22 protein-coding genes are annotated in these 24,172 nt (G+C 41.2%); 10 read left to right on the forward strand and 12 right to left on the reverse strand.

Features of this window, described 5'->3' with window-relative positions:
- The first annotated feature begins 14 nt into the window (after window positions 1-14).
- Complete coding sequence (galE, locus tag KP803_RS11525) at window positions 15-1,031, forward strand: UDP-glucose 4-epimerase GalE (RefSeq protein ID WP_248008980.1); 1,017 nt, start codon at window positions 15-17, stop codon at window positions 1,029-1,031.
- Window positions 1,032-1,145: 114 nt separating this feature from the next.
- On the opposite strand, the gene KP803_RS11530 is transcribed toward galE, so the two are convergent.
- The 6 genes from KP803_RS11530 to napF form a co-directional block, all read right to left on the reverse strand.
- Complete coding sequence (locus tag KP803_RS11530; protein ID WP_248008981.1) at window positions 1,146-1,280, reverse strand: TIGR02808 family protein; 135 nt, start codon at window positions 1,278-1,280, stop codon at window positions 1,146-1,148.
- A 14-nt stretch (window positions 1,281-1,294) separates the two neighbouring features.
- Window positions 1,295-1,867: a NapC/NirT family cytochrome c gene (locus KP803_RS11535; RefSeq protein WP_248008982.1), complete on the reverse strand. Its 573-nt coding sequence runs from the start codon at window positions 1,865-1,867 to the stop codon at window positions 1,295-1,297.
- Window positions 1,868-1,897: 30 nt separating this feature from the next.
- Complete coding sequence (locus KP803_RS11540) at window positions 1,898-2,353, reverse strand: nitrate reductase cytochrome c-type subunit (RefSeq protein ID WP_248008983.1); 456 nt, start codon at window positions 2,351-2,353, stop codon at window positions 1,898-1,900.
- 84 nt (window positions 2,354-2,437) lie between these two features.
- A complete protein-coding gene (gene napA, locus KP803_RS11545; protein ID WP_248008984.1) occupies window positions 2,438-4,927 on the reverse strand; it encodes a periplasmic nitrate reductase subunit alpha in 2,490 nt (829 codons plus the stop codon).
- Entirely contained in the window at window positions 4,924-5,229 is a 306-nt protein-coding gene (locus KP803_RS11550) for a chaperone NapD (RefSeq protein WP_248008985.1), read from the reverse strand. The genes napA and KP803_RS11550 overlap by 4 nt, the downstream gene beginning before the upstream one ends.
- Before the next feature lie 2 nt (window positions 5,230-5,231).
- Entirely contained in the window at window positions 5,232-5,726 is a 495-nt protein-coding gene (napF, locus tag KP803_RS11555; protein WP_248009061.1) for a ferredoxin-type protein NapF, read from the reverse strand.
- A 246-nt stretch (window positions 5,727-5,972) separates the two neighbouring features.
- Here napF and narQ point away from each other — a divergent pair, with 246 nt between their 5' ends.
- Complete coding sequence (gene narQ, locus KP803_RS11560; RefSeq protein WP_248008986.1) at window positions 5,973-7,673, forward strand: nitrate/nitrite two-component system sensor histidine kinase NarQ; 1,701 nt, start codon at window positions 5,973-5,975, stop codon at window positions 7,671-7,673.
- A gap of 11 nt (window positions 7,674-7,684) precedes the next feature.
- Window positions 7,685-8,317 carry a response regulator gene (locus KP803_RS11565; protein ID WP_248008987.1) on the forward strand — a complete coding sequence of 211 codons (633 nt, stop codon included), beginning with the start codon at window positions 7,685-7,687 and terminating at the stop codon, window positions 8,315-8,317.
- A gap of 218 nt (window positions 8,318-8,535) precedes the next feature.
- On the opposite strand, the gene KP803_RS11570 is transcribed toward KP803_RS11565, so the two are convergent.
- The 3 genes from KP803_RS11570 to KP803_RS11580 all read right to left on the reverse strand — a co-directional run bounded on the left by KP803_RS11570 (window position 8,536) and on the right by KP803_RS11580 (window position 10,995).
- Complete coding sequence (locus tag KP803_RS11570; RefSeq protein WP_248008988.1) at window positions 8,536-9,327, reverse strand: EAL domain-containing protein; 792 nt, start codon at window positions 9,325-9,327, stop codon at window positions 8,536-8,538.
- A gap of 150 nt (window positions 9,328-9,477) precedes the next feature.
- Window positions 9,478-10,266, reverse strand: coding sequence for a lipase family protein (locus KP803_RS11575; RefSeq protein WP_248008989.1), 789 nt, complete (start codon window positions 10,264-10,266; stop codon window positions 9,478-9,480).
- Between the two features lie 93 nt (window positions 10,267-10,359).
- Entirely contained in the window at window positions 10,360-10,995 is a 636-nt protein-coding gene (locus KP803_RS11580) for a hypothetical protein (protein WP_248008990.1), read from the reverse strand.
- Between the two features lie 187 nt (window positions 10,996-11,182).
- Here KP803_RS11580 and KP803_RS11585 point away from each other — a divergent pair, with 187 nt between their 5' ends.
- The 3 genes from KP803_RS11585 to KP803_RS11595 all read left to right on the forward strand — a co-directional run bounded on the left by KP803_RS11585 (window position 11,183) and on the right by KP803_RS11595 (window position 12,765).
- Window positions 11,183-11,431 (forward strand): DUF2164 domain-containing protein, encoded by a 249-nt coding sequence (locus tag KP803_RS11585; RefSeq protein WP_248008991.1) that lies wholly within the window; start codon window positions 11,183-11,185, stop codon window positions 11,429-11,431.
- Between the two features lie 228 nt (window positions 11,432-11,659).
- Entirely contained in the window at window positions 11,660-12,196 is a 537-nt protein-coding gene (locus tag KP803_RS11590; protein ID WP_248008992.1) for a cytochrome b, read from the forward strand.
- Window positions 12,196-12,765: a YceI family protein gene (locus KP803_RS11595; RefSeq protein ID WP_248008993.1), complete on the forward strand. Its 570-nt coding sequence runs from the start codon at window positions 12,196-12,198 to the stop codon at window positions 12,763-12,765. The genes KP803_RS11590 and KP803_RS11595 overlap by 1 nt, the downstream gene beginning before the upstream one ends.
- 74 nt (window positions 12,766-12,839) lie before the next feature.
- On the opposite strand, the gene focA is transcribed toward KP803_RS11595, so the two are convergent.
- Window positions 12,840-14,291: a formate transporter FocA gene (gene focA / locus KP803_RS11600; protein WP_248008994.1), complete on the reverse strand. Its 1,452-nt coding sequence runs from the start codon at window positions 14,289-14,291 to the stop codon at window positions 12,840-12,842.
- Window positions 14,292-14,668: 377 nt separating this feature from the next.
- Between focA and KP803_RS11605 the strand changes: the two genes are divergently transcribed.
- The gene (locus tag KP803_RS11605) at window positions 14,669-15,142 is read left to right on the forward strand and encodes a DUF1097 domain-containing protein (RefSeq protein ID WP_248008995.1); all 474 of its coding nucleotides are present in this window, start codon (window positions 14,669-14,671) and stop codon (window positions 15,140-15,142) included.
- 22 nt (window positions 15,143-15,164) lie between these two features.
- On the opposite strand, the gene KP803_RS11610 is transcribed toward KP803_RS11605, so the two are convergent.
- Both KP803_RS11610 and KP803_RS11615 read right to left on the reverse strand, forming a co-directional pair.
- Window positions 15,165-15,572, reverse strand: coding sequence for a hypothetical protein (locus KP803_RS11610; RefSeq protein WP_248008996.1), 408 nt, complete (start codon window positions 15,570-15,572; stop codon window positions 15,165-15,167).
- 272 nt (window positions 15,573-15,844) lie between these two features.
- Window positions 15,845-17,476: an ATP-dependent endonuclease gene (locus KP803_RS11615; protein ID WP_248008997.1), complete on the reverse strand. Its 1,632-nt coding sequence runs from the start codon at window positions 17,474-17,476 to the stop codon at window positions 15,845-15,847.
- A gap of 248 nt (window positions 17,477-17,724) precedes the next feature.
- On the opposite strand from KP803_RS11615, the gene KP803_RS11620 reads away from it, so the two are divergent.
- From KP803_RS11620 to KP803_RS11630, 3 genes are all read left to right on the forward strand, one after another.
- Window positions 17,725-19,464 carry a bifunctional metallophosphatase/5'-nucleotidase gene (locus tag KP803_RS11620; protein ID WP_248008998.1) on the forward strand — a complete coding sequence of 580 codons (1,740 nt, stop codon included), beginning with the start codon at window positions 17,725-17,727 and terminating at the stop codon, window positions 19,462-19,464.
- Between the two features lie 450 nt (window positions 19,465-19,914).
- Entirely contained in the window at window positions 19,915-21,057 is a 1,143-nt protein-coding gene (locus tag KP803_RS11625) for an exonuclease SbcCD subunit D (protein WP_248008999.1), read from the forward strand.
- Between the two features lie 2 nt (window positions 21,058-21,059).
- Entirely contained in the window at window positions 21,060-24,101 is a 3,042-nt protein-coding gene (locus KP803_RS11630) for an AAA family ATPase (protein WP_248009000.1), read from the forward strand.
- The last annotated feature ends 71 nt before the right edge of the window (window positions 24,102-24,172 follow it).

Genomic DNA, 24,172 nt, shown 5'->3' on the forward strand with positions numbered 1-24,172 from the left:
AAAGGATTGATGAGATGAACGTTTTAGTAACAGGTGGCATGGGTTACATCGGGAGCCATACATGTATTCAAATGATTCAGTCTGGTATGACCCCAGTTATTTTTGACAACTTGTACAACAGTAAAAGTAGCGTTTTAGACTGTATTGAAAAAGTATCAGGTACGCGTCCTGTTTTCATTAATGGAGATATTCGCGATAAATCATTACTGATTAAAGTAATGAAAGAGCACGATATTGAAAACGTTATTCATTTCGCGGGTTTGAAAGCGGTCGGTGAATCTGTTGAAAAACCACTTGAATACTACGACAACAACGTTAACGGAACATTGGTTTTAGTTGATGCAATGCGAGAAGCCAATGTTAAGAGCCTAGTATTTAGTTCATCTGCAACGGTCTACGGCGACCCTGCTTCTGTGCCAATTACTGAAGACTTTCCGACCAGTGCGACGAACCCTTATGGTCGCAGCAAACTTATGGTAGAAGAGTGTTTAACGGATTTTCAAAAAGCGAATTCAGACTGGAGTATTACGTTACTTCGCTACTTTAACCCTGTTGGTTCACATCCAACAGGTGAGCTTGGCGAAGATCCACAAGGCATCCCGAATAATCTAATGCCATTTGTTTCTCAAGTGGCTGTAGGCCGCCGCGAATTCCTTTCGGTATTTGGTAATGATTACCCGACTCCCGATGGTACTGGAATCAGAGATTATATTCATGTTATGGACTTATCAGATGGCCATGTCGCTGCGCTTGAGAAAGTGGGCGCTAAGCATGGATTACATATCTATAACCTAGGGACAGGCAATGGATATAGCGTGCTAGATATGGTTAAAGCCTTTGAAAGTGCGTCAGGTAAGCCGGTGCCTTATAAAGTCGTTGCTCGTCGTGCTGGCGATATCGCAGAGTGCTGGGCAGACCCAGCTAAAGCGGTCACAGAGCTAGGATGGAAAGCCGAACGAACGCTTGAAGAGATGACGCAGGACACTTGGCGTTGGCAATCATCAAACCCGCAAGGTTATCCAAGCGAGTAGTAGTTGTTTACAGACATTTTAAACACTCTATTTGATTAGCACTATGTTTGATTAGACAGAAAAAAGCCACCAAATTTGGTGGCTTTTGTTTGGATGATATCTAGAGGGTGATAATTAGACTTCTTTATCTGAACCCAATGACAGTAACCAAATACAGACGGCTGCAACTCCGGCAAAACCTGCGAGGATGATCACTGGCATTGCGCTGTAGCCCAGAATATGCCAAATAGCAGATTCAAGTGTACTCATATTCTGACTCCTTATTACCAGCCTTCAACACCATGCATGTCTGGCAGTTTGTGTGCGATTCCTTTGTGACAATCTACACAAGTCTTCTCTCCGGACGCTAAAGCAGTAGAGTGCTGTTTGGCACTACGAGAATTTTGCTCTGAGAAGTCCATGAATTCAAATTCGTGACAGTTACGACACTCTAAAGAATCATTTTCCTTAAGTCGTTGCCACTCTCGGTTAGCAAGGTAGCCCCGTTTCGCTTCAAATTTTTCTTGTGTGTTTATCGTGCCCATAAAGTGGGCAACCAACTCTTTCGAAGCCTGAACTTTCCGGATTATCTTATCTGACCATTCATGTGGTACGTGACAGTCAGAACAGATTGCACGAACACCGGAACGGTTAGAGTAGTGTATTGTCTCTTGGATCTCTTTAACGATAGGCGCGTGACAACCAGAACAGAACTCTTCTGTATTTGTTGCTTCCATACCCGTGTTAAATGCCCCCCAAAACAGTAAGCCACCAGCAAAGCCCATGAATAAAACAACGCCAACGGCGGCTTTACTAGGGCTTGATAGGCGCTTCCAAAACGCTTTAAGTAATTTCATATAATAGCCTCTCTTTCACTCCGGCTACGATTAGCGTAACGAGTCAACAGGTTTAAATTCATTCTCAACTAGCGGCTTCGCTGCTGCTTGAGGAACGTGACACTGAAGACAGAAGTAACGACGAGGTGATACATCTGCAAGTACTGCGTCTTCTCGGTTGACATAGTGAGTCACACTGATTTTTGTTGCGCCCATTTCTTTCGCATTCTTCCAGCTATGACACGCTAAACATTTATTGGCATTCAGTGAAACTTCGTAGCCTCTGATTGAGTGGGGAACAAGAGGTGGCTGATAAACGAATTCGCTATCTAATACTTGTTCTTTTGGAAACTTCTTAAAATCGTCAGCTGGACGAGTTGCTTCAAGTTCACTTACACCACGAAGTGACTCAACACCACCGATACCACCCGGGTTATCAATTTCTGCTTGAGCGACACCAGTTAATAAAACACCAACTGACAATAGAGCTGTAATCAGTTTTTTCATGTTAATTTCTCCGCCTATTGGCTAATCCTTTGATAAGCAGCTGCTTGATATGGAAAACAGCTGCCGTACGTTCATAATTCTCTATTACGCGACTTTAGTGATCTTGACAGGACATTTTTTAAAGTCTGTCTGTTTAGACAGAGGATCGGTCGCATCTAAGATCAATTTGTTAATGAGAATCCGTGCATCAAAGAATGGTACGAATACCAAGCCTTGTGGTGGACGATTTCGGCCACGAGTTTCAACACGAACGCGTACTTCACCACGTTTGTTTTCGATAAGAACTTCGTCACCGCGACGAATACCACGAGCTTTCGCATCTTCAGGATGGATATAACACAACGCATCTGGAACCGCTTTATACAGCTCTGGTACACGACGAGTCATGGTACCTGTGTGCCAGTGTTCAAGTACACGACCTGTACACATCCAAAGGTCAAACTCTTCATCTGGTGACTCTGGTGGCGCTTCGTATGGTGCAGAAATGATCAGTGCCTTACCATCTGGTTTACCATAGAAGTCCCAACCTGAACCTTTCTTAGCGTATGGATCCGCACCTTCTTTGTAACGCCAAAGTGTCTCTTCACCATCAACAACAGGCCAACGTAAACCACGTACTTGGTGATAAACATCGTAAGGGGCTAAATCGTGGGCTTTACCGCGACCAAAGGTTGCGTATTCTTCGAATAGACCTTTTTGTACGTAGTAACCGAAGTGGTGTGCATCGTCATTGAGTTCACGAGCTTCTTCAATTGGGTACTTGTCAACTTGACCGTTTTCAAACAGCATGTCGTACATTGTTTTGCCACGGTATTGAGGCGCGGCTGCTAGCATTTCTTCAGTCCATACTTCTTCCATCTTGAAGCGCTTAGAGAACTCCATGATTTGCCATAAGTCAGACTTCGCTTCGCCAACAGTATCGACTTGTTGGTACCAAGCTTGTGTACGACGTTCTGCGTTACCGTAAGCGCCTTCTTTTTCAATCCACATTGCTGTAGGAAGAATAAGGTCAGCCGCTTGCGCAGTTGTGGTTGGGTAAGGGTCAGAACACACAATGAAGTTTTCTGGGTTACGGTAGCCCGGAAGACGTTCTTCGTTAATGTTTGGACCAGCTTGAAGGTTGTTATTACACATAACCCAGTAAGCGTTTAGTTTACCGTCTTTAAGCATACGGTCTTGAAGTACGGCATGGTAGCCTGGCTTCGGTGGAATAACGCCATCAGGAATATCCCAAATTTTCTCAGCAACCTTACGGTGTTTAGGGTTTGCTACAACCATGTCTGCTGGAAGACGGTGTGCAAATGTACCTACCTCACGAGCAGTACCACATGCAGACGGTTGACCGGTTAGTGAGAATGGGCTGTTACCTGGAGTAGAAATCTTACCTGTTAGAAGGTGTAGGTTGTAGATTAAGCTGTTAACCCACACACCACGAGTATGTTGGTTCGTACCCATTGTCCAAAGTGACATCACTTTGGTGTCTGGATCTGCGTATTGCTTCGCTAATTCAACCAGTTTGTCTTCTGGTACACCTGACAGTTCAGTAGTGTACTCGGCCGTGTATGGCGCGACAGATTTTTTGTACTCTTCGAATGAGATATCACTCATTGCACCTGAGTTAGCATTCTTGGCTTGTTTTTGTAGAGGATCGTCGTCACGCAGACCGTAACCAATGTCAGTTTCAGCTTGCTTGAAGTTTGTGTGTTTATTCACAAAGTCCCAATTAACCGCATCGTTTTGGATGATGTAGTTAGCAATAAAGTTTGCGATAGCAAGGTCAGATTGTGGTTCGAAAATGTAGCCTGTATCTGCTAACTCAAAAGAACGATGGTAGTAAGTCGACATCACGTTAACTTTAACGTGTGGGTGGCTTAAACGGCGATCGGTGATGCGAGTCCATAGTACAGGGTGCATTTCTGCCATGTTTGAACCCCAAAGCACGAAAGAATCTGCGTGTTCGAAGTCATCGTAACAACCCATAGGCTCATCGATACCAAAGGTACGCATAAATCCTACTACCGCTGACGCCATACAGTGGCGAGCGTTAGGGTCAATATTGTTAGAGCGAAGGCCAGCCTTCATCATTTTTGCCGCGGCGTAACCTTCCATTACTGTCCATTGGCCTGAACCGAACATACCGACACTTGTCGGGCCTTTATCTTTTAATGCTTGCTTCCATTTCTCAGCCATTACATCAAAAGCTTGATCCCAAGACACAGGGGCGAAGTCGCCATTTTTGTCGTATTTTCCATCTTTCATACGAAGTAAAGGCTGTTCTAAACGATCTTTACCGTACATGATTTTAGATAGAAAGTAGCCTTTAATACAGTTTAGGCCCTTGTTTACTGGTGACTCTGGATCACCTTGGGTAGCAACGACTTTACCGTTTTGAGTACCAACAAGTACAGAACAGCCAGTACCACAAAAACGACAAGGCGCTTTATCCCATGTTATTTTTGTTTGGTCAGAGCTCGCAATCAGGTTTGTTGCGGTTGCAGGAAGTGTTACGCCTGCAACGGCAGCTGCTGATGCTGCTGCGTTTGCTTTCACAAACGCACGTCTTGTCATTTTCATACTTCACCCTCTGTGTAGGAATGTTGAATTCCAGTGTCTATATCCGTATCGTCTACGCCTGTTTCAATTTGGTGATACACCAAAACAGTACTTAGAACATTTGGTAAATTGTTAATAGCATCAATGGTATCTGTTACAAATCCTTGGTTTTCGGTTTCTAAAACCACAATGATTTTTCCTTCTGGGCTATCGCCATATATTTCAGCGTTCTCAAATTCTTCAATTTTCGCTTTAATAGTATTTAGATGCTCAGGGGCAACATGAACCACTAAACTAGAAATGTGCACTTCGTTTAGTGCCATAGTTATCTCTCGTTATTATCGACATTACGTACATTGATTGATGAAGTTGGGCAGACCGAAACGCATGCGCCACATCCGTTACATTCATCAAGATTTAATTTGGGTTGCGCGACTTTTCCTAATTCAGGTTTAAATTGAATAACCCTTGATTCGCAGACTTCACTACAGCTTCGGCATTCAATATTTTTAAAGGCTAAACACTTATCATTAATCACTATTTCAGCACGCCATGGTTCACTGTTTTGCGATTCGAACAACGGTTCTGGACATACCTCAGCACATTGGTAACAAAATGTGCACTCGTCGATAGAAAAGTCTAGCGTAGGAAAACCACCTTCACCTTTAATTATGATTTTGTTTTCGCAATTTTCGATGCATTTTCCGCAGCGAGTGCAATCATTAACAAAGTTACTACTGCTTTTTAGCCAAGGTAGGCGAAGGGCGTTATCATTCACCTTCGTCCTTGAAAATAGTCGTCGTCTTGAAAGGTTTACCACTGTTTTACCTTTGATTTGAGCAATACCCCTTAAGGGTAGTCTATTTTTCTTGTTCATAAACAGTATTTATCTATACACAAATTGTAGTTTTTGACATATTTGAATAAATACCTAGAAGGGGTTAATTAATGGGTAAATATGTTTTAGATCAACAAATTCCGATGAGAGTGATCACATTCTTATAGATGAGCAATTAGAGGAAATTGAATGTGTTGATAAAATACACAATATGCGAAGGGGTGTACTTTGCTAAAAAGGGTTAAACACTCGGTGACGAGTACGATTGCAAAAGCGATGTTATTGATTGTTTCGTTGTCATTGGTGACGACAAGTTTGGCAATCGTTACGCTTGTATCGAGCATAAATGATGCCGAGGCGGTCAACGTTGCTGGTTCAATGAGAATGCAAAGCTATCGTTTGGCTTACGATATTGAAACTGACTCAGTAAACTATGATTCTCACATCTATCAGTTTGAACGTTCTATCTACTCACCGTCGATGAAACAACTTCAGGGCTTCATCGTACCTAAAGATATTACACAAGATTACTACAATTTGATTAGTCGTTGGCATGAATTGAAGATGATTCTTACAAGCCAAGATAAAGAACAATACTCCGCAGGTGTTGCCCAGTTCGTGTCACAAATAGATGATTTTGTATTTAAACTGCAGATGTTTTCAGAGCGAAAAATGATCATACTTGCATGGGTTGGAGGGCTTGGCTTAGGTACTATCATGCTTGTTAGTGTTTATGTTGTTCTTTATATTCGAAGAGAAATCGTTGGTCCGTTGAAAGCTCTAGTGACGGCTAGCGATCAAATTAAAAACCGAACGTTTGACGTGGCACTCGATACATCAAGCCAAAGTGAAATGGGTATTCTAACTCGTGCATTTAATAGAATGGCAGCAGATTTAGGTAACCTCTATTCTGGATTAGAGAAAGCCGTTAACGATAAAACACATCGATTACAACACGCCAATCAGTCTCTTGGTGTCCTCTATAAATCCTCTCAAGAGTTAACAGCATCTAGAATTACTCAAGAAAATTTTCAGGCGATACTCAACCAGATCGCAAACATTGAAGGAATAAAAGCCGCGCAAATTGAGATATCCGAAGCTGGGGTTAAAAATACAACACTGGTTGCTGGTGAGGTTTGTGATAATTACGATAAAAAGAAGCCTTTTGAATTAGATGGTGTTCAATTGGGTTTTCTCTATTGGAAAAGTGGGTTACCTTGCCCAGATCAGGCGTTGATTGACAATTTTGTACAAATATTATCAAGAGCCATTTATTATAATCAGGCTCAAAGACAAGCAGAGCAATTGTTGATCATGGAGGAAAGAGCCACTATTGCACGTGAATTGCACGACTCGTTGGCTCAGTCACTGTCTTATTTGAAAATTCAGGTATCGTTGTTAAAGAAAGTGTTAGCAAAACAAGAGCCTAATCAACATACCGCTAAAACAGAGGTTGTCATTGGAGAAATTCATACAGGTATTTCATCGGCATATACTCAACTTAGAGAGTTATTAACAACGTTTCGATTGACGATAAAAGAAGGCAGTTTCGGTCAAGCGGTACAAGAGATGTTGTCACAGTTAGAACAGCAAACAGAAGCGGAAATTCAGTTGGATAATGAGCTATCATCGATTGAGCTAGACGCACATCAGCAAGTACATTTGCTGCAGTTGATCCGTGAAGCCACTATGAACGCCATTAAACACGCTAATGCTTCAAAAATTGAAGTAAAATGTTTAGAAAAAGATAACACAGTTACTGTTTCTATTGTCGATAACGGTATCGGCTTTGAAAAAAATGTAGAGAAATTGAATCACTATGGAACGACAATAATGCACGAACGGGCATCTCGCTTAAATGGTGATTTACAAATAAGCTCTTCGAAACACAACGGGTGTGCAGTAACCCTTACATATCAACGAGCTTAAGGAAGTAGATTTTGACGAATTGTAAAGTAATGCTGGTGGATGACCACCCGTTAATGCGACGTGGTATTAGTCAATTATTAGCTTTTGAAGATGAATTTGATGTTGTCGCGGAAGCGAGTAACGGTGCTGATGCGATTGCCAAAGCACATGAGATCGATCCAGATTTAATTTTGCTTGATCTCAATATGAAAGGAATGTCGGGGTTAGATACGCTAAAAGCGCTACGTGCTGATGGTGCGACGGCGGCGATTGTTATTTTGACTGTTTCTGACAATGCAGCAGACATCGAAGCGATCATTAAAGCGGGCGCAGATGGATACTTATTAAAAGATACGGAACCTGATGACCTTGTCACACTATTAAAGCAAGCGACAACGGGCACTAAAGCTTACAGTGAAGAAGTCGTGAAATACCTAGAAAATAGAGGCTCGGAAGAAGACATATTCTCCCAACTCACGACACGTGAAAGGCAGATATTACAAGAGGTGGCAAAAGGGTTTAGAAACAAACAAATTGCCGACAGGTTATTTATTTCTGAATCGACGGTAAAGGTGCATATGAAGAGTCTTTTAAAGAAGCTTAAAGTCCCTTCGAGAACCGCAGCTACGGTTCTTTATTTAGAGCGTTATGGTGATTCTAAGTAGAGCGGCGACCAGTACAACTATTAGTCACCTTTCCTGCTATAAAACGATGATATTTTAAGGCCTCTTAATTATTTATGAGGGGCCTTTCTATTGAACAGTAAACCGACGAAGATGCAATGTGAAATTGGGGGAGAGGCAATTACGAGTACCATTTGACAGATAATAAGCGGGAGAAATAACTCTATTTTATTGTCGAGGAAGGGTTTTGTATGTGTCGGTTAGACGACTTCTTTTACGTCAGTTCGGATTGCTTCGGGGGTACCTAGATAAAAGCCTTGATACATATCCAAATTTAGTTTGATCATAGAGTCATAGTGCTGTTGAGTTTCTATCCCCTCTACAATTACTTTTGCTCCAATAGACCTTGCTAATTTGATGCCTTCGAGAAGCCTATTTGTCTGTCCAGACATATGCTCTAGTAATAATTCTCTGTCTAATTTAACGATATTAGGCTGAAGTGATTTAACGCGCTCCATCGTCGATGCACACGCACCGAAGTCATCAATTGCAATACTGTATCCAGAAGTAGAAAGTTTTTTAATAGCTTCAAGGAAGAGATACTCGTTATTAGCATTCAGTTCTACGATTTCCATAATAACTTGAGAACGGTCGATGTTAAGCTCGTTCAAGCGATTGGATAGCAAGCAGTTATTGACATCATGTAAAGCAAAATACTCACTAACACTAGGCAATATATTCAGAAATAATTTTAGTTTTTTGTATTCAGAGATAGCGAAGTTTCTGATATGAATGACACGACTTAACTTATCCAAATTGATTTTGTCTTTTATAGAAATCTCTGTTGAACTGAAAAAAAGATCAGGGCGAACTGATTTCCCTTCCAAGGTAGTGATTCTAACTAATGCCTCTACTCCTACAATTTTATGACTACGCCCAAATATTGGTTGAAAAACACTGTGTATTCGCCAATTCGAATAACGAGCAATATACTCACCATTCTCATTAAGAGAGATTAAACTTTGAAACTGTTTTCTCGTAGTTAGAATCATAGTGTCTGAGCAATTATTAAGCTTCTTTAAAAATCATATACATATACTAATTAAACGTTTAAAGAGTGACACAGAATTTGTAAACAAATGCGATCATGACTCAAAATATACTCATCAACACATGAAAATTCAGACTGGTTTCAAATTTTTTCAACGCTCATCAAAATAATCTTTGTTACGAATATATTTGCTCATTAGATGATAAGTAAAAGGCCTCAGAACCCAAGAGCTAATTGATCGTAAGAATCTTATGATAGTCGGGGTATTTTCGTAGATCTTTTGATTATAGAGCCAAAGAAGTTTACCAGCATGGCAGTAAAGAAAGGGGATAGGCGGTAAAAACGTGACGATATCGAGGTCACAACAGATCCGATACGTTTTGTGTTTTAGTGAATATTTATTCGAAAAAAGTCGGCCACCAATTGCTGGTTGTCCGAAAGTAACGACTCGTTTTATCGATTTAGGGTATTGCTTTTCTATTGCATCACCAATGATGCACCCAATCGCACCTCCAGAGGAGTGTCCGGTTAGAGTGATCCGTTTACCTTGTTTAATTAGCGGTGAAATGACGGATAACAGTCGTTCAAAAACCGTGACGCCTAAGGTGTCATGATTGTATTTAGGAAGGCTTTCTTGAGAAAGAAGATGATGAAACCCAGAGTGAATAGAGTATTCTAAACCAAACTCCTGACAGCTTTTATGCCAAATCCTAGTGGTCAGTACCCAGTCCCATAGGTTATGAGAACCTTTAATCACGATAATTACTTCATCATCGTGATTGTTCCACAACACTCTTATAAAAGTCTGCCCGAACCGATTATTGATAACCCTCTGTCCTCTGGGTGAGAAACCATAGTTACTCTGCTTAAAAACCCTTTTGTAACTAAGGTTGCACAGTACGGCATAGCGCTCATATTGATATCGTTTTAACGTTTTCACTTTTTATGGACTAGATTCAATCACTTTGATGGGTAGAGTTAGTGTATGACCGATGAGTGAAAGAAAAATGACAGAGAAGGCGTGTTCAGTTTTTTAATTCCATTGAATGATAGCGTAAAGCTGAATGTACTTTCTCACCAATTGCTGGTTTTTAGAGTGCTTCAAAGGATGAGAGAATTTAATATAGTAAGGGCTTAATTGATATTGCTTTTCCAGTAAAAAGGTAAGTTGAGAGTCGCTTTCATATAAACTGATACCTTGAGCGCTATATTGATCAATCTCTTCAGGGAGTTGGCCTGTCCACCAGTGCAGTAATTCTCGACTTTGTTTACTGCGGCTGATCCAGTGATCTGAAAGCAACAGTAAAAGGTCATTGGGTTGAATAGCGAAGCCATATTCTTGTTGCCATTCACCTATGTCTTTCATCAACTTTTTTCGACAAGTTTTGCCTGCACTGACCATATGATGCGTCAATATCCAAACAGTACCGACGTCTGAGCTGACACGGTAGTGGTGAGGGTTTTCACTTGCTTTGGTGGATTCGAGGGCACTGTAATCACAATAGTGACCGAACTCATTGAGCGTACGGGTAAGGCGTCGTGAAAATGCTAAGCCTAAATGGTGTTGACTCATACCTTGATTGTGAATTGTTGGGTAGTGCTTTTCACACAACTTCAAGCAATCAGCTTGAAATTCGTTAACACTTTGAATTAACACATCTAGTAGCAACGGTTGTACCTCAGAAAAGAGAGACTGGCTTAGGTTCGGGCCGAGTCAATTATTTCTAAAGATTACCATAGCTACGATGCAGTTCAGTGCAGAATGTCTAACTTCATGATCATTCCCACTTTTCTACGTAATAAACGAAGAAAAACTTGATAACATGGATGTTGATTTATACATAAGGAAGAATTTAATGTCAGACATCGAGTTTACCAGTAAACAAAAACAGGCGATGAGTGAAGACTTACAGCACTATCTAGAGAATGAATTTGACGTTGAAATAGGCCAATTTGATGCTGAATTCCTGTTTGAACATATTTGTAAAAATTTTGGTCCTGCTTTCTACAACAAAGGTCTTCAAGACGCGCAAGCAATCGTGGAGAAAAAAGTGATGGACATTACCGATGAAATCTATCAAATAGAAAAAATATCAGATTTTTAATAAGTTAGGTTGTTTCTTGAGCAACACCTGCTAGTTTTAAGTAACGTGTCAGTAACCATTGATCATACGCATCGTTCCTAATTGAATCTTGTTTAAAAATTTTGAACGACTTCTTCGATGTAGAGACCTTTTATAACTGTAAAATTTGGTAAATACTCTGTACATAGAATCTCACTCTCTTATTCTTAGTGAGTAAGATTCGCATTCTTAACTATTATGGAAGACACAATGAGTAGTAATGTACAGATTTATAATTTGCCGGCTCGAATTGTTCACTGGGTATCCGCACTAGCCATCATAGGGCTATTTGGTGTTGGTTATTGGATGGTTGATTTGAGCTACTACAGTGAGTGGTATCGGACTGCTCCTCATTGGCATAAATCGATAGGCATATTACTAGGTTTACTGACCGTGTTCCGATTGTTGTGGAAAATGTTTACCTCGTCTCCTCAAATTGAAGGTAACCATTTTGAAAAAGTCGCGGCGAAAGCTGCCCACGGTCTTGTCTATGTTCTTCTCTTTTTACTATTTACTACTGGTTATCTAATTTCAACGGAAGACGGTCGTGGTATAGACGTTTTTGGTTGGTTTACTGTCCCTGGTATGGGCGCCTTTTTTGAAGGCCAAGCGGACCTTTCTGGGGAAATTCATGAAATCGCAGCATGGAGTCTGATTGTACTAAGCAGTGTTCATGCATTAGCGGCACTCAAGCATCACTTTATTACGAAAGATAATACGCTCAACAAGATGATAGGAAAAATCTAATGAAAAAAACACTAATGGCAGCAGGAATGGCGATAGCAATGTTCTCTTCAATGGGAGCAAGTGCGGCGGATTATGTAATTGATACAAAGGGAGCGCATGCTTCGATTAACTTCAAAGTGAGCCACCTTGGTTATAGCTTCATTAAAGGTCGCTTCAATCAATTTGACGGTGAATTTTCATTTGATTCATCAGACGTTGAGAGCTCTAGGGTCAAAGTTAATGTCGATACTCGTAGCTTGGACTCAAACCACGCTGAGCGCGATAAGCATTTACGTAGCGACGATTTTATCAATGCATCTAAGTTTAGTACCGCAACTTTTGTGAGTAATAAAGTTATTGATAATGGTGAAGGGCAGTTCGACATTGTTGGCGATCTTTCGTTGCATGGGGTGACTAAACCTATAACGATCAATGCGGATTTAATTGGCGAAGGAACAGACCCTTGGGGTGGAGAGCGTGTTGGTTTCGTTGGAACAACGAGACTAGAACTTGCTGATTTTGCAATTAAAGTGATGGGCGATTCAAGCTATGTCGATATGGAGTTACATATCGAAGGCGTTAAGAAATAAATTCGTGCAATTTGTAAGATAATTAGCCCATGGCGATGATGACGCTATGGGCTTTTTTGTAGAAATCTACTTAGTTAGGCGGTTTCTTGACGGTGCGTTGGCATCATTGTTAAACGTTCACCATAAATTGGACGCAGAGCCAACATGATATCGTTTCTTGATATAACCCCGACAAACTCTTCACCATCTAAAACAGGAATACATTGAGGTTTAGTGACTTTCATTGTTTTTGCACGTACTTCTAATGGAAGAGGGTTGAGCGTTGTTGCTATACCGGCATTGTTAACCGGATACAGTTGCTCTTTGTCAATACACAAGAACTCTGTTACATCAATTACGCGCTCATTTGATTGTATTGCGATTACATCACGAGTCATCAAGTCGACGACTTTTTGCGTTGTTTTTGGTGAATAGTTTTCACACCAAAGATCAACCATCACGTCATGAACTGAAAAGTATCCAACAAGACGTCCTTTAATGTCACAAACCGGTGCGCCGGAAAGCTTATTGTCCGTAATCAGGTCAATCGCAACAGATGTCGGCATTTCTGTCTCTAAAACAATCGGTTTAGTGTTCATAATCTGTTTGACTAATAGGTTGTTACGGTGCTCGTTGTTTTTAATTGACATGACGTTGGCTGTTCGTCGAATTGTTGATAAATTCGCTGCTTTTAGTTGAGGACGTCGGTAAATGCTCCAATTCGCTAGGCCCACGAGTACAGCACCACCAACGATGTTTCCGAGAGTGACCGGAATAAGATTAGCAGTGAGAAAATTAGTGACATTGAGATCGGCATAGTTACTCGGTGAAGCGCCAATTTGTACCCAAAAACTCTCAGGAGCAAAGCTTTGCAGCACAATGCCGAGAGGAACCATAAACATATTCGCGACACAGTGTTCAAACCCAGTAGAGACAAACATCGCGACGGGCAGAACGATTAGCATTGCTTTCGTCATCGCATTTTCAGAACAAAAAGTTAACCAAATGGCTAAACATACGAGCAAATTACACAGAATGCCCAAAGAGAACGCCTGTACTGTGGTGTGGTGTAATTTGTGCTGAGCAATATTGAGAGCGTTCAGCCCCCATTGTCCGTCATTTAGCTGGTAAAGCCCCGCTGCTGTGACGAGTAAAAGAAGTAACATCGCTCCCAAGAAATTACCGACATAAACCTTTGCCCAAATAGAGAGCATTTTGGAAAATGAAATTTGTTTATTAGCCCAAGATATACTTGAAAGAACAGAGCTGGTAAATAACTCCCCACCACAAAGAACAATGAAAATTAACCCCATACTGAAAGCAAGACCGCCCGCTAGGCGGCTAAGGCCCCAACCAGCGACGGCACTACCGGTCGTCACGGTAATGTAAAATATAAAAGCGAGACCGATAAATGCACCAGCCATGACGGATAGCCCTAATGTCATGCCACTGGTTTTCTTGGCTTTACTTAATGCGAATTTTTCGGCTTCAGCCATCATTTCACTCGGAGTAAATAGCTGATTATTTGTTGGTTGGTTTGTCGCCATAACAGATCCTTTGTTTTGGTATAGTTGAGTAACATGTGGCGATAGTCATACGTACCGTTACTCTCTTCTCATTACTGCAATATGTTACTTACTTAATAGCAATTGATCTTACTTGTATAAGAATAATTAATCTTGATTGATATCATCATAAGTATATTTGATGCATGGTGTTAGGTTCTGTGTGTGAAATAGATGTATATAATTACATTTAGTGTTGTAAAAACGTTTGCCATCTAAATATCAAATTTATGTTACATCACGATCTTATTTTAATGTGATTTATATCACTCATGTTGCAGGCGGGAAGACTTAGTATCCATGCTTGATTTGAGAATAATACCTCTTTGTCATTTCGAAGCTAGAGGTAAGGAGAAGCTATGAGTGTATTAGTTGCCATTTCTTTAACAACGGGCGTGTTGTCTGGCATATGGGGTTGGGTTTCTATATCGCTAGGGCTATTATCTTGGGCTGGATTTTTAGGCTGTACGAGCTACTTTGCGTCACCGAATAGTGGCTTGAAAGGGCTCGCCGAAAGTTTGATTACCAATATTACTGGCGTGTTCTGGGCCCTTGTTATTATCTACTTTTCTTCAATCTTTAGTATCGAGATCATTGGGTATATTGCAACAGCGGTTGTGGCATTTTTTATGTGTATTCAGGCAAAGCAAACTTGGTTAAGTTATATCCCTGGTACTTTTATTGGGTCGTGTGCAACGTTTGCAGCGAACGGTAATTGGCAGTTAGTCGTACCTTCAATTGTTTTAGGTGGCATCTTTGGTTACCTGATGAAAGCGAGTGGTTTGTGGCTTCACAATAAATTGAATCAGCGTTCGCTGGTTACTGCACGTTAGTAGTTAAACTCGCGGTGCAGCCTTACCTTTCAAGTATAAATACCTCAAGACATATACTGAATATAATGCAATCTTCCCATAAGGAGGGTGTTCCGGTTCTAATCGGCCCTATAGAGACGAATCGTAACCGTTTACTTTTATCTGGTCGGCAATAAAGGCGATCCCATCTGCCAGTTGTATCCTTATATACGATGATGTTAGGTGTCTTTGGGCACAGAGGTAATACGTCATTAAGAACACGTTCAGCTGAGTTTGTGATTGAGTGACCTCCTTTTTCTTTGGATTCATCCCAAAGGATCAGCGCAATAACGTTCTGCTTAGTATCTTCACCTAGTTGAAACCGATACGGTGTTTGTTTGTTGTCGTAATCGTTGACGGCAACACGTTGACCCTTTGCCAATAATCTTGAATCGGTTATTTGATCGTACATTTAAGCCTCATTACACTAACGTTTATTGTCTTAATTAATAAGTCACTAGATAAAATCCTATTTGAGTCAGTGCGTTCGATATTCGTTGTATCGATTAGATTAGGGTTTACTCATATGCAACTTGTTGTTTTTCTACTTTGACGATAGACGTAATTGGGCAAAATGTGAAATATTTCGATTGAAAAGTGAGCGCAGTAAAGCGTGTCCATTTCTGCTTAGCGACGGGTTGGAAGTAGGCGTTGTAAATAGGCGCTGGAAATGGAAAAGGGAGGTTAAGTGTTCCCATTTGCCATAGTAATGGCTCTTTTTAAGGTCCAGCGAAGTAGAACAGGAATAAACTCTATCCCTTGTTCTTCACAATACGAGACGATAGCCAGAGCCAGATCCGGTTTGGCATGTTTTTTCAATACCTTAGCAACAACTTTTTTAGCAGGTATAGGATGGTCATAGGGAATTTTCACCATGTCTCTAAAAAAGTGCTCAAACCCATGAGAATAAAGATAATGCTCAATATCCCGATCGGGCAGTTCGGTTAATCGATGTCGCTCTAGATCGTTGTCTAATAAGCTACGAACAGATGCGGAATATTTTTTTCCTGCAGCATCACCGTCAGTGACAACATGCCAATCTATACCAAAGGCTTTGGCGACTTTTATGAGAGACTTTAGGCCAGATTGTGCAAACTCAATAATTTGAACACCCTCTGCAGCCAGATTGTAGCCACACTGATTAGCCAGTTCATTGAAAAGCCATACTTCTGTTTCTCCTTCAACCAGTAACCAGCATCTCGCAAATAGAGCACCAGAACGATGAAAACGTATATGAAAACCGATTCGGCGCAGTTCATCTTTGCTAAAACCTTTGTTTGGTAAGCTAGTGGCAATGGTTCTGTCAGATTGTCTCACTAAACGGCGAATAGTGGACAGCGGGACTTGAGACAATAAATCACCACTATTGGTTGTGAGAATCTTTTGCATTGGTAGAAGTTGTAACAAACTCCATGCCCGGGCAAGGTGTGTTGGGTGTAGTCGTCCCTCTGGGTCTTCTAAAATGAGTAATGGCCTTGCGCAGCGACGTAAATCATTTGGCCCTTTAGCTTGTAAGTAGGCGTTTAGAAGACCCATCATAAGCAATCTAGTCGACTTATTCTTTGTTTCTTCAACGACTTGAGAAACACTTTTTTCACTAGGCGAACTACTATAAAAAAGCCCATCTCGTTGTTTTCTAGGGCTTCTACGGGTGTTACTTTTAAACGAAAAGTAGTGATCAACCAAAACACCCATTGAGTTCAAGCTACTGCGCATCTCGCCTTTGCTGACATGACCAGGCGTGGCTAACAAACGGCGACAAGTATTGTTGATTCGTTTTTCTACCCGAGTATTCACCCCTTGCTTCTCATTAAATGGACGCTCAAAACGCCTCGAGTCTTTAAGTCGAATAACGGGGTGAAGAGACATAAGCTCATGGGCCAACTTCTCAGAATGATGCAAAGGAAGAGGATTCCCTTTCGTATCTAAAAAGGTGAACTTAGTGGTGACATCATACTGAGAAAGAGTGGCACTAACGCGATAATAAATATAAGCATTACTGTCTTCATCATAGACCCAAATGGGTTTGATTTTACGGTAGCGACCAGAACGAATTTCATGTTTGTCGGTTGATTTAAGGGCAAGGATAATTTGTAGATGTTGCGTCTGCGGGTGAGCGATAGAGTGGTCAACATGGAAATCTTGCATTTCAAATTGATAGGGCTGTCCATCTGCAGGTAGGGCAACAGATAATGCATCTAACAGTGATGATTTTCCCCAAGTATTCTCACCAATAAGGGTGGTCAGCTCCCCAAGAGGTAAAGATAAGCGTTTGATTCCTCTGAACCCAGAAATTTCAATTCGCTCAATTTGCATAGGCAAACTCCTATCCAGACAGCACTAATGCGATTTCTATAAATCTAAGCATAATCGAAAAATGCTGAATAAGCAGACTGTTACCTCACATATCTTAGTGTTTATTTGCTTATTGTATTTTGAGCACATCCATTAACAAATTGGATCAACACATCACGAAAGGAATTTCTTTTTCAAGACCGTTTCATAAAAGTCACGATTCTGTCATGATTTACAGGCTAGGATGAGATGGAATAGAAGAGAAAATAATGAAGAAGAATATGAAAAATAGACCAGCGACGATCATTCTGGCACACATAAACGATACTCACTCTTACTTTGAACCTACCTCGCTTCAGTTAAACCTACAAGTTAATAACCAAAATTTGAGCCCCTATGTGAGTGCGGGTGGCTTTGCACGCATTGCAACGAGAGCTAAGCAGTTAAAGCAGCAGGCTTGTAAACAGAATACTCCTTTTGTGTTTCTCCATGCTGGTGATTGCTTTCAAGGGACACTGTATTTTTCTCTTTTTAAAGGAAGAGCCAATGCCGACTTACTTAATGCGCTCGAAATAGATGCCATGGCACTTGGGAATCATGAGTTAGACATGGGTAATGAACCTGTAGCTCAGTTTGTCAAAAGAACAGCATTCCCTTTGTTATGCGGAAACTGGGATTTGTCCCAAGAAAGAGAAGACAAGCAGCATCGCGTGTCAGACTCAAGCAACGTATTTAGCTACTGCCCTGAACAAAAGGTAGCGCGATGGATCACCAAAGAAGATAATGGTGAACAGGTCGCTATTTTGGGCCTTTCACTGGATAAAATGGCAGATATTGCAAATCCAGACCCAGATACACCATTTGTAGACGCAAGAGAAACGGCTATACGAACTGTTGAAGCGATCAAAGCCTCTGGCATTAACAAGATCATTTTATTAAGCCATTTGGGATATGAAGCGGACTTAAAGCTTGCTGAGGAAGTCGACGGCATCGGGTTAATCGTTGGTGGGCATAGTCATCGGTTACAAGGTGACTTTAGCTCACTTGGATTAGAAAAAGATGATGATTATGGTATTAAGGTAAACGGAACTTATATCGTTCAAGCGGGTTTTCACGCTTTGAGCATTGGGCATTGTGAAATTAAATTCAATGACGTGGGTGAAGTGACCTCTCTAATAGGGAAAAATGAACTGCTATTGGGGCGTAGACTATTCTTAGACGCAAGAATGTCGACAACGGGATCAGACGATGCTCATCTACAGGCGAGTCAATTCTTGAAAAACCACCCCAATGTTGTGGTGTGTAAAAAAGACCAAGCGACACAAAATATTTTATTGGAAAAGTACATTCCTCGAGTTCGTAAGCTTCAAGAACAAGTTATCGCTCATGCGCCGAATAAACTTCGGCATGTACGAGTGCCTGATGCTCAAGGAGGAAGTGAACTCGCCCCAATGGTCGCGGAATCGTTTCTCGTGGCGATGAATAGAAGAGGGCATAAGGTTGATTTTGCACTTCACAATGCGGGAGGAGTGCGAAACTCGTTAAACCCTGGTGATGTATCCGTCGCTGACGTTGCCGGAAAGTTACTGCCGTTTGCAGTCCCTATTGGAACATACCGAATAAAAGGCAAATATTTATCGAGGGTTTTGGAAGGCGCAATTAATAATGCAACCAATAATGGTGTTGTCGGTACGGGATCGGGCTCCTATCCCTATACTCATAATCTGACGTTTAATTACGATGAATCGGCGGAATTAAATAAGAGAATACAAAACCTTAAAATACATAACGTGACAAAAGGTTGGATAGACGTTGAGCCTGAAACGGTTTATACAGGCGCATCATCAGCCTACACGATGAAAGGAAAAGAAGGGTACGATGCCATTCTTAAAATGAGAGATGACGGTGTAGTTACGTCACTATCAATGGCAGATTGCTTTGCTGAACTTTTGACTCATTATCCTGAAAGATTGCATCAAGTGTTTGATGCTAAAGCAATTATAAAGTAACTAATTATAATGGCTTATTCCTTGCTTATCTTAGCTTAGTCGATAGGCATCTTCATCGGAGAGGGTGCACGATGAAGGAGGTATGTATGTGGAGTCGTGATTGGTTCGATGTCATGGTCGTTATGACATGGCTGGGGTTTTGGTCAGCGTTAGTCTATTTTGCGCCGTTCTCTAGCCTGTAAGTATTTGTAGGTCTATAAACAATAGGTGCATACCCAAGTAACTTGAGTCGCAGTGAGGCAACGCGTGAAAGAGATCCTATGAGCATATCGAATCTATGTCATTGGTGAGAATAAGCGTTGTTAATACAATTTTCACCTTCAAGTACGAGGGTATGCCTATAGTCATACATCGAGACGATAGCGTATCTTTTCTCATATATCATTCCTATTAAATTCAATTTCTTGCTAATATCAACACCCATTACTGCAATTCGAAATACAGGGTTTTATGAAGTTCCTTCACACATCTGACTGGCACTTGGGTCGTCAATTTCACAATGTATCCTTACTAGAAGATCAAAAAGACGTTCTACGACAAATGATGGAGTACATCAGTGAAAACCCTGTAGATGCGTTGATTATTGCCGGTGATATTTACGACCGCTCTGTGCCACCCACTGCTGCCATTGAATTGATGAACAAAACGGTGAACTATATTTGTGGTGAGCTGAAAACGCCCATTATTCTCATTCCTGGCAACCATGATGGTGCGAAACGTCTAGGGTTTGGCGCAGAGCAGATGCGTGATTCTGGCTTGCATATAATTAGCACGTTTGAAGAGATGATGAGCCCTGTTGTCATCGAGACTAAACAAGCAGGTAAAGTAGCATTTTATGGCATGCCATATAACGATCCAGAGCTAGTCCGCTATCATTTTTCTGAGCCGGTAACGACGCATGATCAAGCTCACCAATTCCTTGCTTCAAAACTTACATCGCAATTTGAACCGGGTCATAAAAATGTTTTATTGAGTCATTGTTATATGGATGGTGCTATTGAGTCCGATTCAGAGCGTCCATTATCAATTGGGGGTTCTGATAGAGTAAGCCATGAACACTTTAAAGCGTTTGATTACGTTGCTTTAGGCCACTTACACCAACCACAAAAAAAGGGTGAAGACTACATACGCTATTCAGGTTCGTTGATGAAATACAGTTTTTCAGAGCAACATCAAAAGAAAGGAATGACACTCGTCGAGCTTGATAGTAATGGTTTTAACTCCGCCACACATATCGACCTAACCGCACCACACCAAATGAGAATCATTGAAGACGAACTAGATAATATTCTCACTATGGGGAAAACCGATGCTAATTCACATGATTATTTGTTAGTTCGATTAACCGATAAGCATGCCATTTTGGACCCAATGGAAAAGCTAAGAAAGGTTTACCCAAATGTGCTTCATATTGAAAAGCCAGGCATGTTGATCGGTATTGAGCAGACGTTAGGTAAGGCAAGGCTCGCAAGAGGTGAAATAGATATGTTTAATGATTTTTTCTTAGAAGCCCAACAAACTCAGCTTTCTAAAGAACAATCTGAAACTATTTCAAATGTGATTAAAGAGCTGACACAAGAGCATAAGGAATAATCATGCAACCATTGAATTTAACTCTGCAGGCTTTTGGTCCTTTCGCTCAATCTCAAAATATCGACTTTACGACAATGGGAAATGCACCGCTCTTTCTCATTAACGGCCCAACGGGTTCTGGAAAAAGTTCAATTTTAGATGCGATTTGCTTCGCTCTGTATGGTGAAACTACGGGGAGTGATAGAACGGGTGAACAGATGCGCTGCGATTATGCAGACACCCAGTTACTTACAGAAGTCACCTTTGAATTCAAACTTTTTAATCGGGTTTACAAAGTCGTACGCTCACCGGATCAGGAAGTACCCAAAAAGCGTGGAGAAGGGACAACGAAAAGGACCCACTCTGCAACGCTATATCAATTGGACAATGGTGAAGAGACACTACTGGCAAATAAACCCACTCCTGTACTAAAAGAGGTTAGAGGGCTAATTGGCTTAGATGTTAAGCAGTTTCGACAAGTCATGGTTTTACCACAAGGGAAATTCAGAGAGCTGTTGACGGCCACCTCTAAGGAACGAGAGCAGATCTTTGGCCAGCTTTTTCAAACGCACATCTACTCTGCTATTGAGCGAGCGCTTTTTGACCGAGCGGCAGGGATACGTAAAGCAAAAGATGAATTTGATAATCAAACGAAAGGTGTGCTTGACGTTGCTGGTGTCGTTGATGAAAACGAGCTTGAAGTACGGTTAAAAGAGAATACCGAACAACTCACATTAGTGGAAGAACAGCTGTCTATTGCTCGAAGCACACTTGAACGTGCACAAAACGATGAAAAAAATGCACTGGACCTAGACAATCGTTTTAGTCAGCTTAAGCAGAAAAAAGAACAACTGACGCAGCACTTAGTTGGAGAAAGTCATTTTGCTGAGCTAAAAGTTCAAAGGGATAAGGCATCGTTAGCACAGTCCTTGGATGTTATCCATTCACAATTAACGAGCAGTACCCGCTTGCTTTCAGAAAAAGAGCACGCTTTAACTCAAGCAAAAGACGTATCAGTAATAAGCGCCGAAGCAACCGTAACGGCAAACAAAGCGTATGAAGTGGCGGCAAAACGAGTTGCCGATTTACCTGAGTTGCAGAATCAAACATTTAGTCTTGAAGCGGCGCGTTCTAAGTTAATAGAAAGACGCGAATTTGAATTACGTTTAGCGCAATCTAAGAAAGATTATACAATAGCGGAACAGAACCGAGATAATTTACAAAAAGCGATGGTCAAGTTAGAGCATGATCTCACAATAAAGAGAGCGTCATTTGATCAAGCGAAACAAAATCAACAACTTATTCCCGTTGTTTTACAAGAGTTCAATAGTCTTGTTGAGCAGCGAGAGTTAGAAAAGAAAAGTCAGGCGCTTAAAGAAACGCTTCATGGGCAAAACGAAGTTCGTTTTGTCTTAGAGAAAAAGTTGGCGATAGCGAAAGACCAAACGTCGGTAGCCACTGCGTATGCAGATAACCTTGAATATCAATGGCATAGCACTCAGGCGGCTCAACTTGCAAAACAACTTCGATTAGGTGAACCTTGCCCCGTGTGCGGCAGCGCAGATCACCCAACCCCGGCACAATTCTTAGAAGAAGAGGTGACTAAAGACAACGTCGATGTGGCAAGAGCCCATCAATATGAGATGCAAACACTAGAAGTCAAAGCCGCTGAAAACTTAGCTGACAGTGATAAAGAGATTGCGTTAACGCAACAAGCCATTTCAGGAATTGAAGAACAGTTACGATTAAAAGAACCGCGTACCTTTTCACAAATTACAGAGCAAATAGCGCAACTCGAGCTGCAATTAAGTGAGCTTAAAAAGTCGACACCTGAAAAAGCAGAGTTTGATCTTCAACAAGTTGAAAAACAGCTGTTAGAGGCAAAGTCGAACTTAGATAAACAGGTAGAAGTCGTTGGCGCAACTAAAATACAAATCGCTAGAGAACAGACAGAGATTGAATCACGAACGTTAGCCCATGCTAAGAAAACACATGATTTACCGAGTGTTGAAAAAGAGCTAGCTCGAATTAGACAGTTAATTGAGGAAATAACGCAACAAGAGATAATCGCCAGAACCCAAAATGAACAGGTTCAGCGAAAACTGTTGTCTGCTGAAACATTAGTAAAAGAACTCGATGAGCAGCTCCAATTATTGCAAAGACAGAAGGGTGACATTGTCACTCAATGGCAAAGTATGCTGGATACTAGCCCATTCATGGGTGAACAAGAGTACTTGCTAAGCCGACGAAGTAAGCCTGAAATCGATGTGATGGAGAGCGACATTACTCAATTTGAACAACGTCGAACGGCGTTATCGTCCGAAGTAAGCACCTTGGAAGAGAGTATAGAGGGTAAGGTCTTACCTGAGTTTGAAACGCTAACTGAAAAGAGAAAAGCGGAAGAAGCTAATTATGCAGATGTTATGGGTCGGTACACCCAAACAAAATCTGTTCAAGATCGATACCTTGAAGTACAAAAAAAATTAGCAGTGTTACTCAAAGAAAACGAAAAACTCACCAGCGAATACAAGATCGTTGGCACATTGAGTGATGTAGCCAATGGTAAAACGGGATCCAAAATCAGCCTACATCGATTCGTGCTTGGTGTGCTACTTGATGATGTATTGATACAGGCTTCTATGCGTTTACGTAAAATGAGTAAAGGACGTTATGAACTCAAGCGTAAAGAGCAGAGAGCTAAAGGGAATGTTGGCTCTGGTTTAGATTTAATGGTGGAAGATGGCTACACAAGTAAACTAAGGGATGTGGCAACCCTGTCTGGTGGGGAGTCGTTCATGGCTGCGCTAGCGCTAGCATTGGGGTTATCTGATGTCGTTCAGTCTTATAGTGGTGGCATTCGTTTAGATACATTGTTTATTGATGAGGGTTTTGGAAGCCTTGACCCAGAATCACTCGATCTGGCCATTGAAACCTTGATTGATCTTCAATTAGGAGGCCGAACCATCGGTATCATTTCTCACGTCAGTGAGTTAAAAGAGCAAATGCCACTAAGAGTAGATGTTGAACCCAGTCGAAAAGGCAGCGTAATTCGGTTGAATAGCTAACTTATTGACAAAATATTGAGTATCTTCATAGAGTAAGTAAACCTAATGCGCTAACTTTAACAGAACAAGGC

The organism is Vibrio amylolyticus, assembly GCF_023145695.1.
In the GTDB taxonomy this organism is placed as follows: Bacteria; Pseudomonadota; Gammaproteobacteria; order Enterobacterales; family Vibrionaceae; genus Vibrio; species Vibrio amylolyticus.

Excerpts from the sequence above, each read along its gene's own strand:
- KP803_RS11615 (WP_248008997.1), bottom strand. The coding sequence starts at position 17,476 with ATGCAAATTGAGCGAATTGAAATTTCTGGGTTCAGAGGAATCAAACGC.
- napA (WP_248008984.1), bottom strand. The coding sequence starts at position 4,927 with ATGAAAATGACAAGACGTGCGTTTGTGAAAGCAAACGCAGCAGCATCA.
- focA (WP_248008994.1), bottom strand. The coding sequence starts at position 14,291 with ATGGCGACAAACCAACCAACAAATAATCAGCTATTTACTCCGAGTGAA.
- KP803_RS11535 (WP_248008982.1), bottom strand. The coding sequence starts at position 1,867 with ATGAAATTACTTAAAGCGTTTTGGAAGCGCCTATCAAGCCCTAGTAAA.
- KP803_RS11605 (WP_248008995.1), top strand. The coding sequence starts at position 14,669 with ATGAGTGTATTAGTTGCCATTTCTTTAACAACGGGCGTGTTGTCTGGC.
- galE (WP_248008980.1), top strand. The coding sequence starts at position 15 with ATGAACGTTTTAGTAACAGGTGGCATGGGTTACATCGGGAGCCATACA.
- KP803_RS11630 (WP_248009000.1), top strand. The coding sequence starts at position 21,060 with ATGCAACCATTGAATTTAACTCTGCAGGCTTTTGGTCCTTTCGCTCAA.
- KP803_RS11550 (WP_248008985.1), bottom strand. The coding sequence starts at position 5,229 with ATGGCACTAAACGAAGTGCACATTTCTAGTTTAGTGGTTCATGTTGCC.
- KP803_RS11540 (WP_248008983.1), bottom strand. The coding sequence starts at position 2,353 with ATGAAAAAACTGATTACAGCTCTATTGTCAGTTGGTGTTTTATTAACT.
- KP803_RS11590 (WP_248008992.1), top strand. The coding sequence starts at position 11,660 with ATGAGTAGTAATGTACAGATTTATAATTTGCCGGCTCGAATTGTTCAC.
- KP803_RS11610 (WP_248008996.1), bottom strand. The coding sequence starts at position 15,572 with ATGTACGATCAAATAACCGATTCAAGATTATTGGCAAAGGGTCAACGT.
- KP803_RS11625 (WP_248008999.1), top strand. The coding sequence starts at position 19,915 with ATGAAGTTCCTTCACACATCTGACTGGCACTTGGGTCGTCAATTTCAC.
- KP803_RS11585 (WP_248008991.1), top strand. The coding sequence starts at position 11,183 with ATGTCAGACATCGAGTTTACCAGTAAACAAAAACAGGCGATGAGTGAA.
- KP803_RS11570 (WP_248008988.1), bottom strand. The coding sequence starts at position 9,327 with ATGATTCTAACTACGAGAAAACAGTTTCAAAGTTTAATCTCTCTTAAT.
- KP803_RS11595 (WP_248008993.1), top strand. The coding sequence starts at position 12,196 with ATGAAAAAAACACTAATGGCAGCAGGAATGGCGATAGCAATGTTCTCT.
- KP803_RS11530 (WP_248008981.1), bottom strand. The coding sequence starts at position 1,280 with ATGAGTACACTTGAATCTGCTATTTGGCATATTCTGGGCTACAGCGCA.
- KP803_RS11620 (WP_248008998.1), top strand. The coding sequence starts at position 17,725 with ATGAAGAAGAATATGAAAAATAGACCAGCGACGATCATTCTGGCACAC.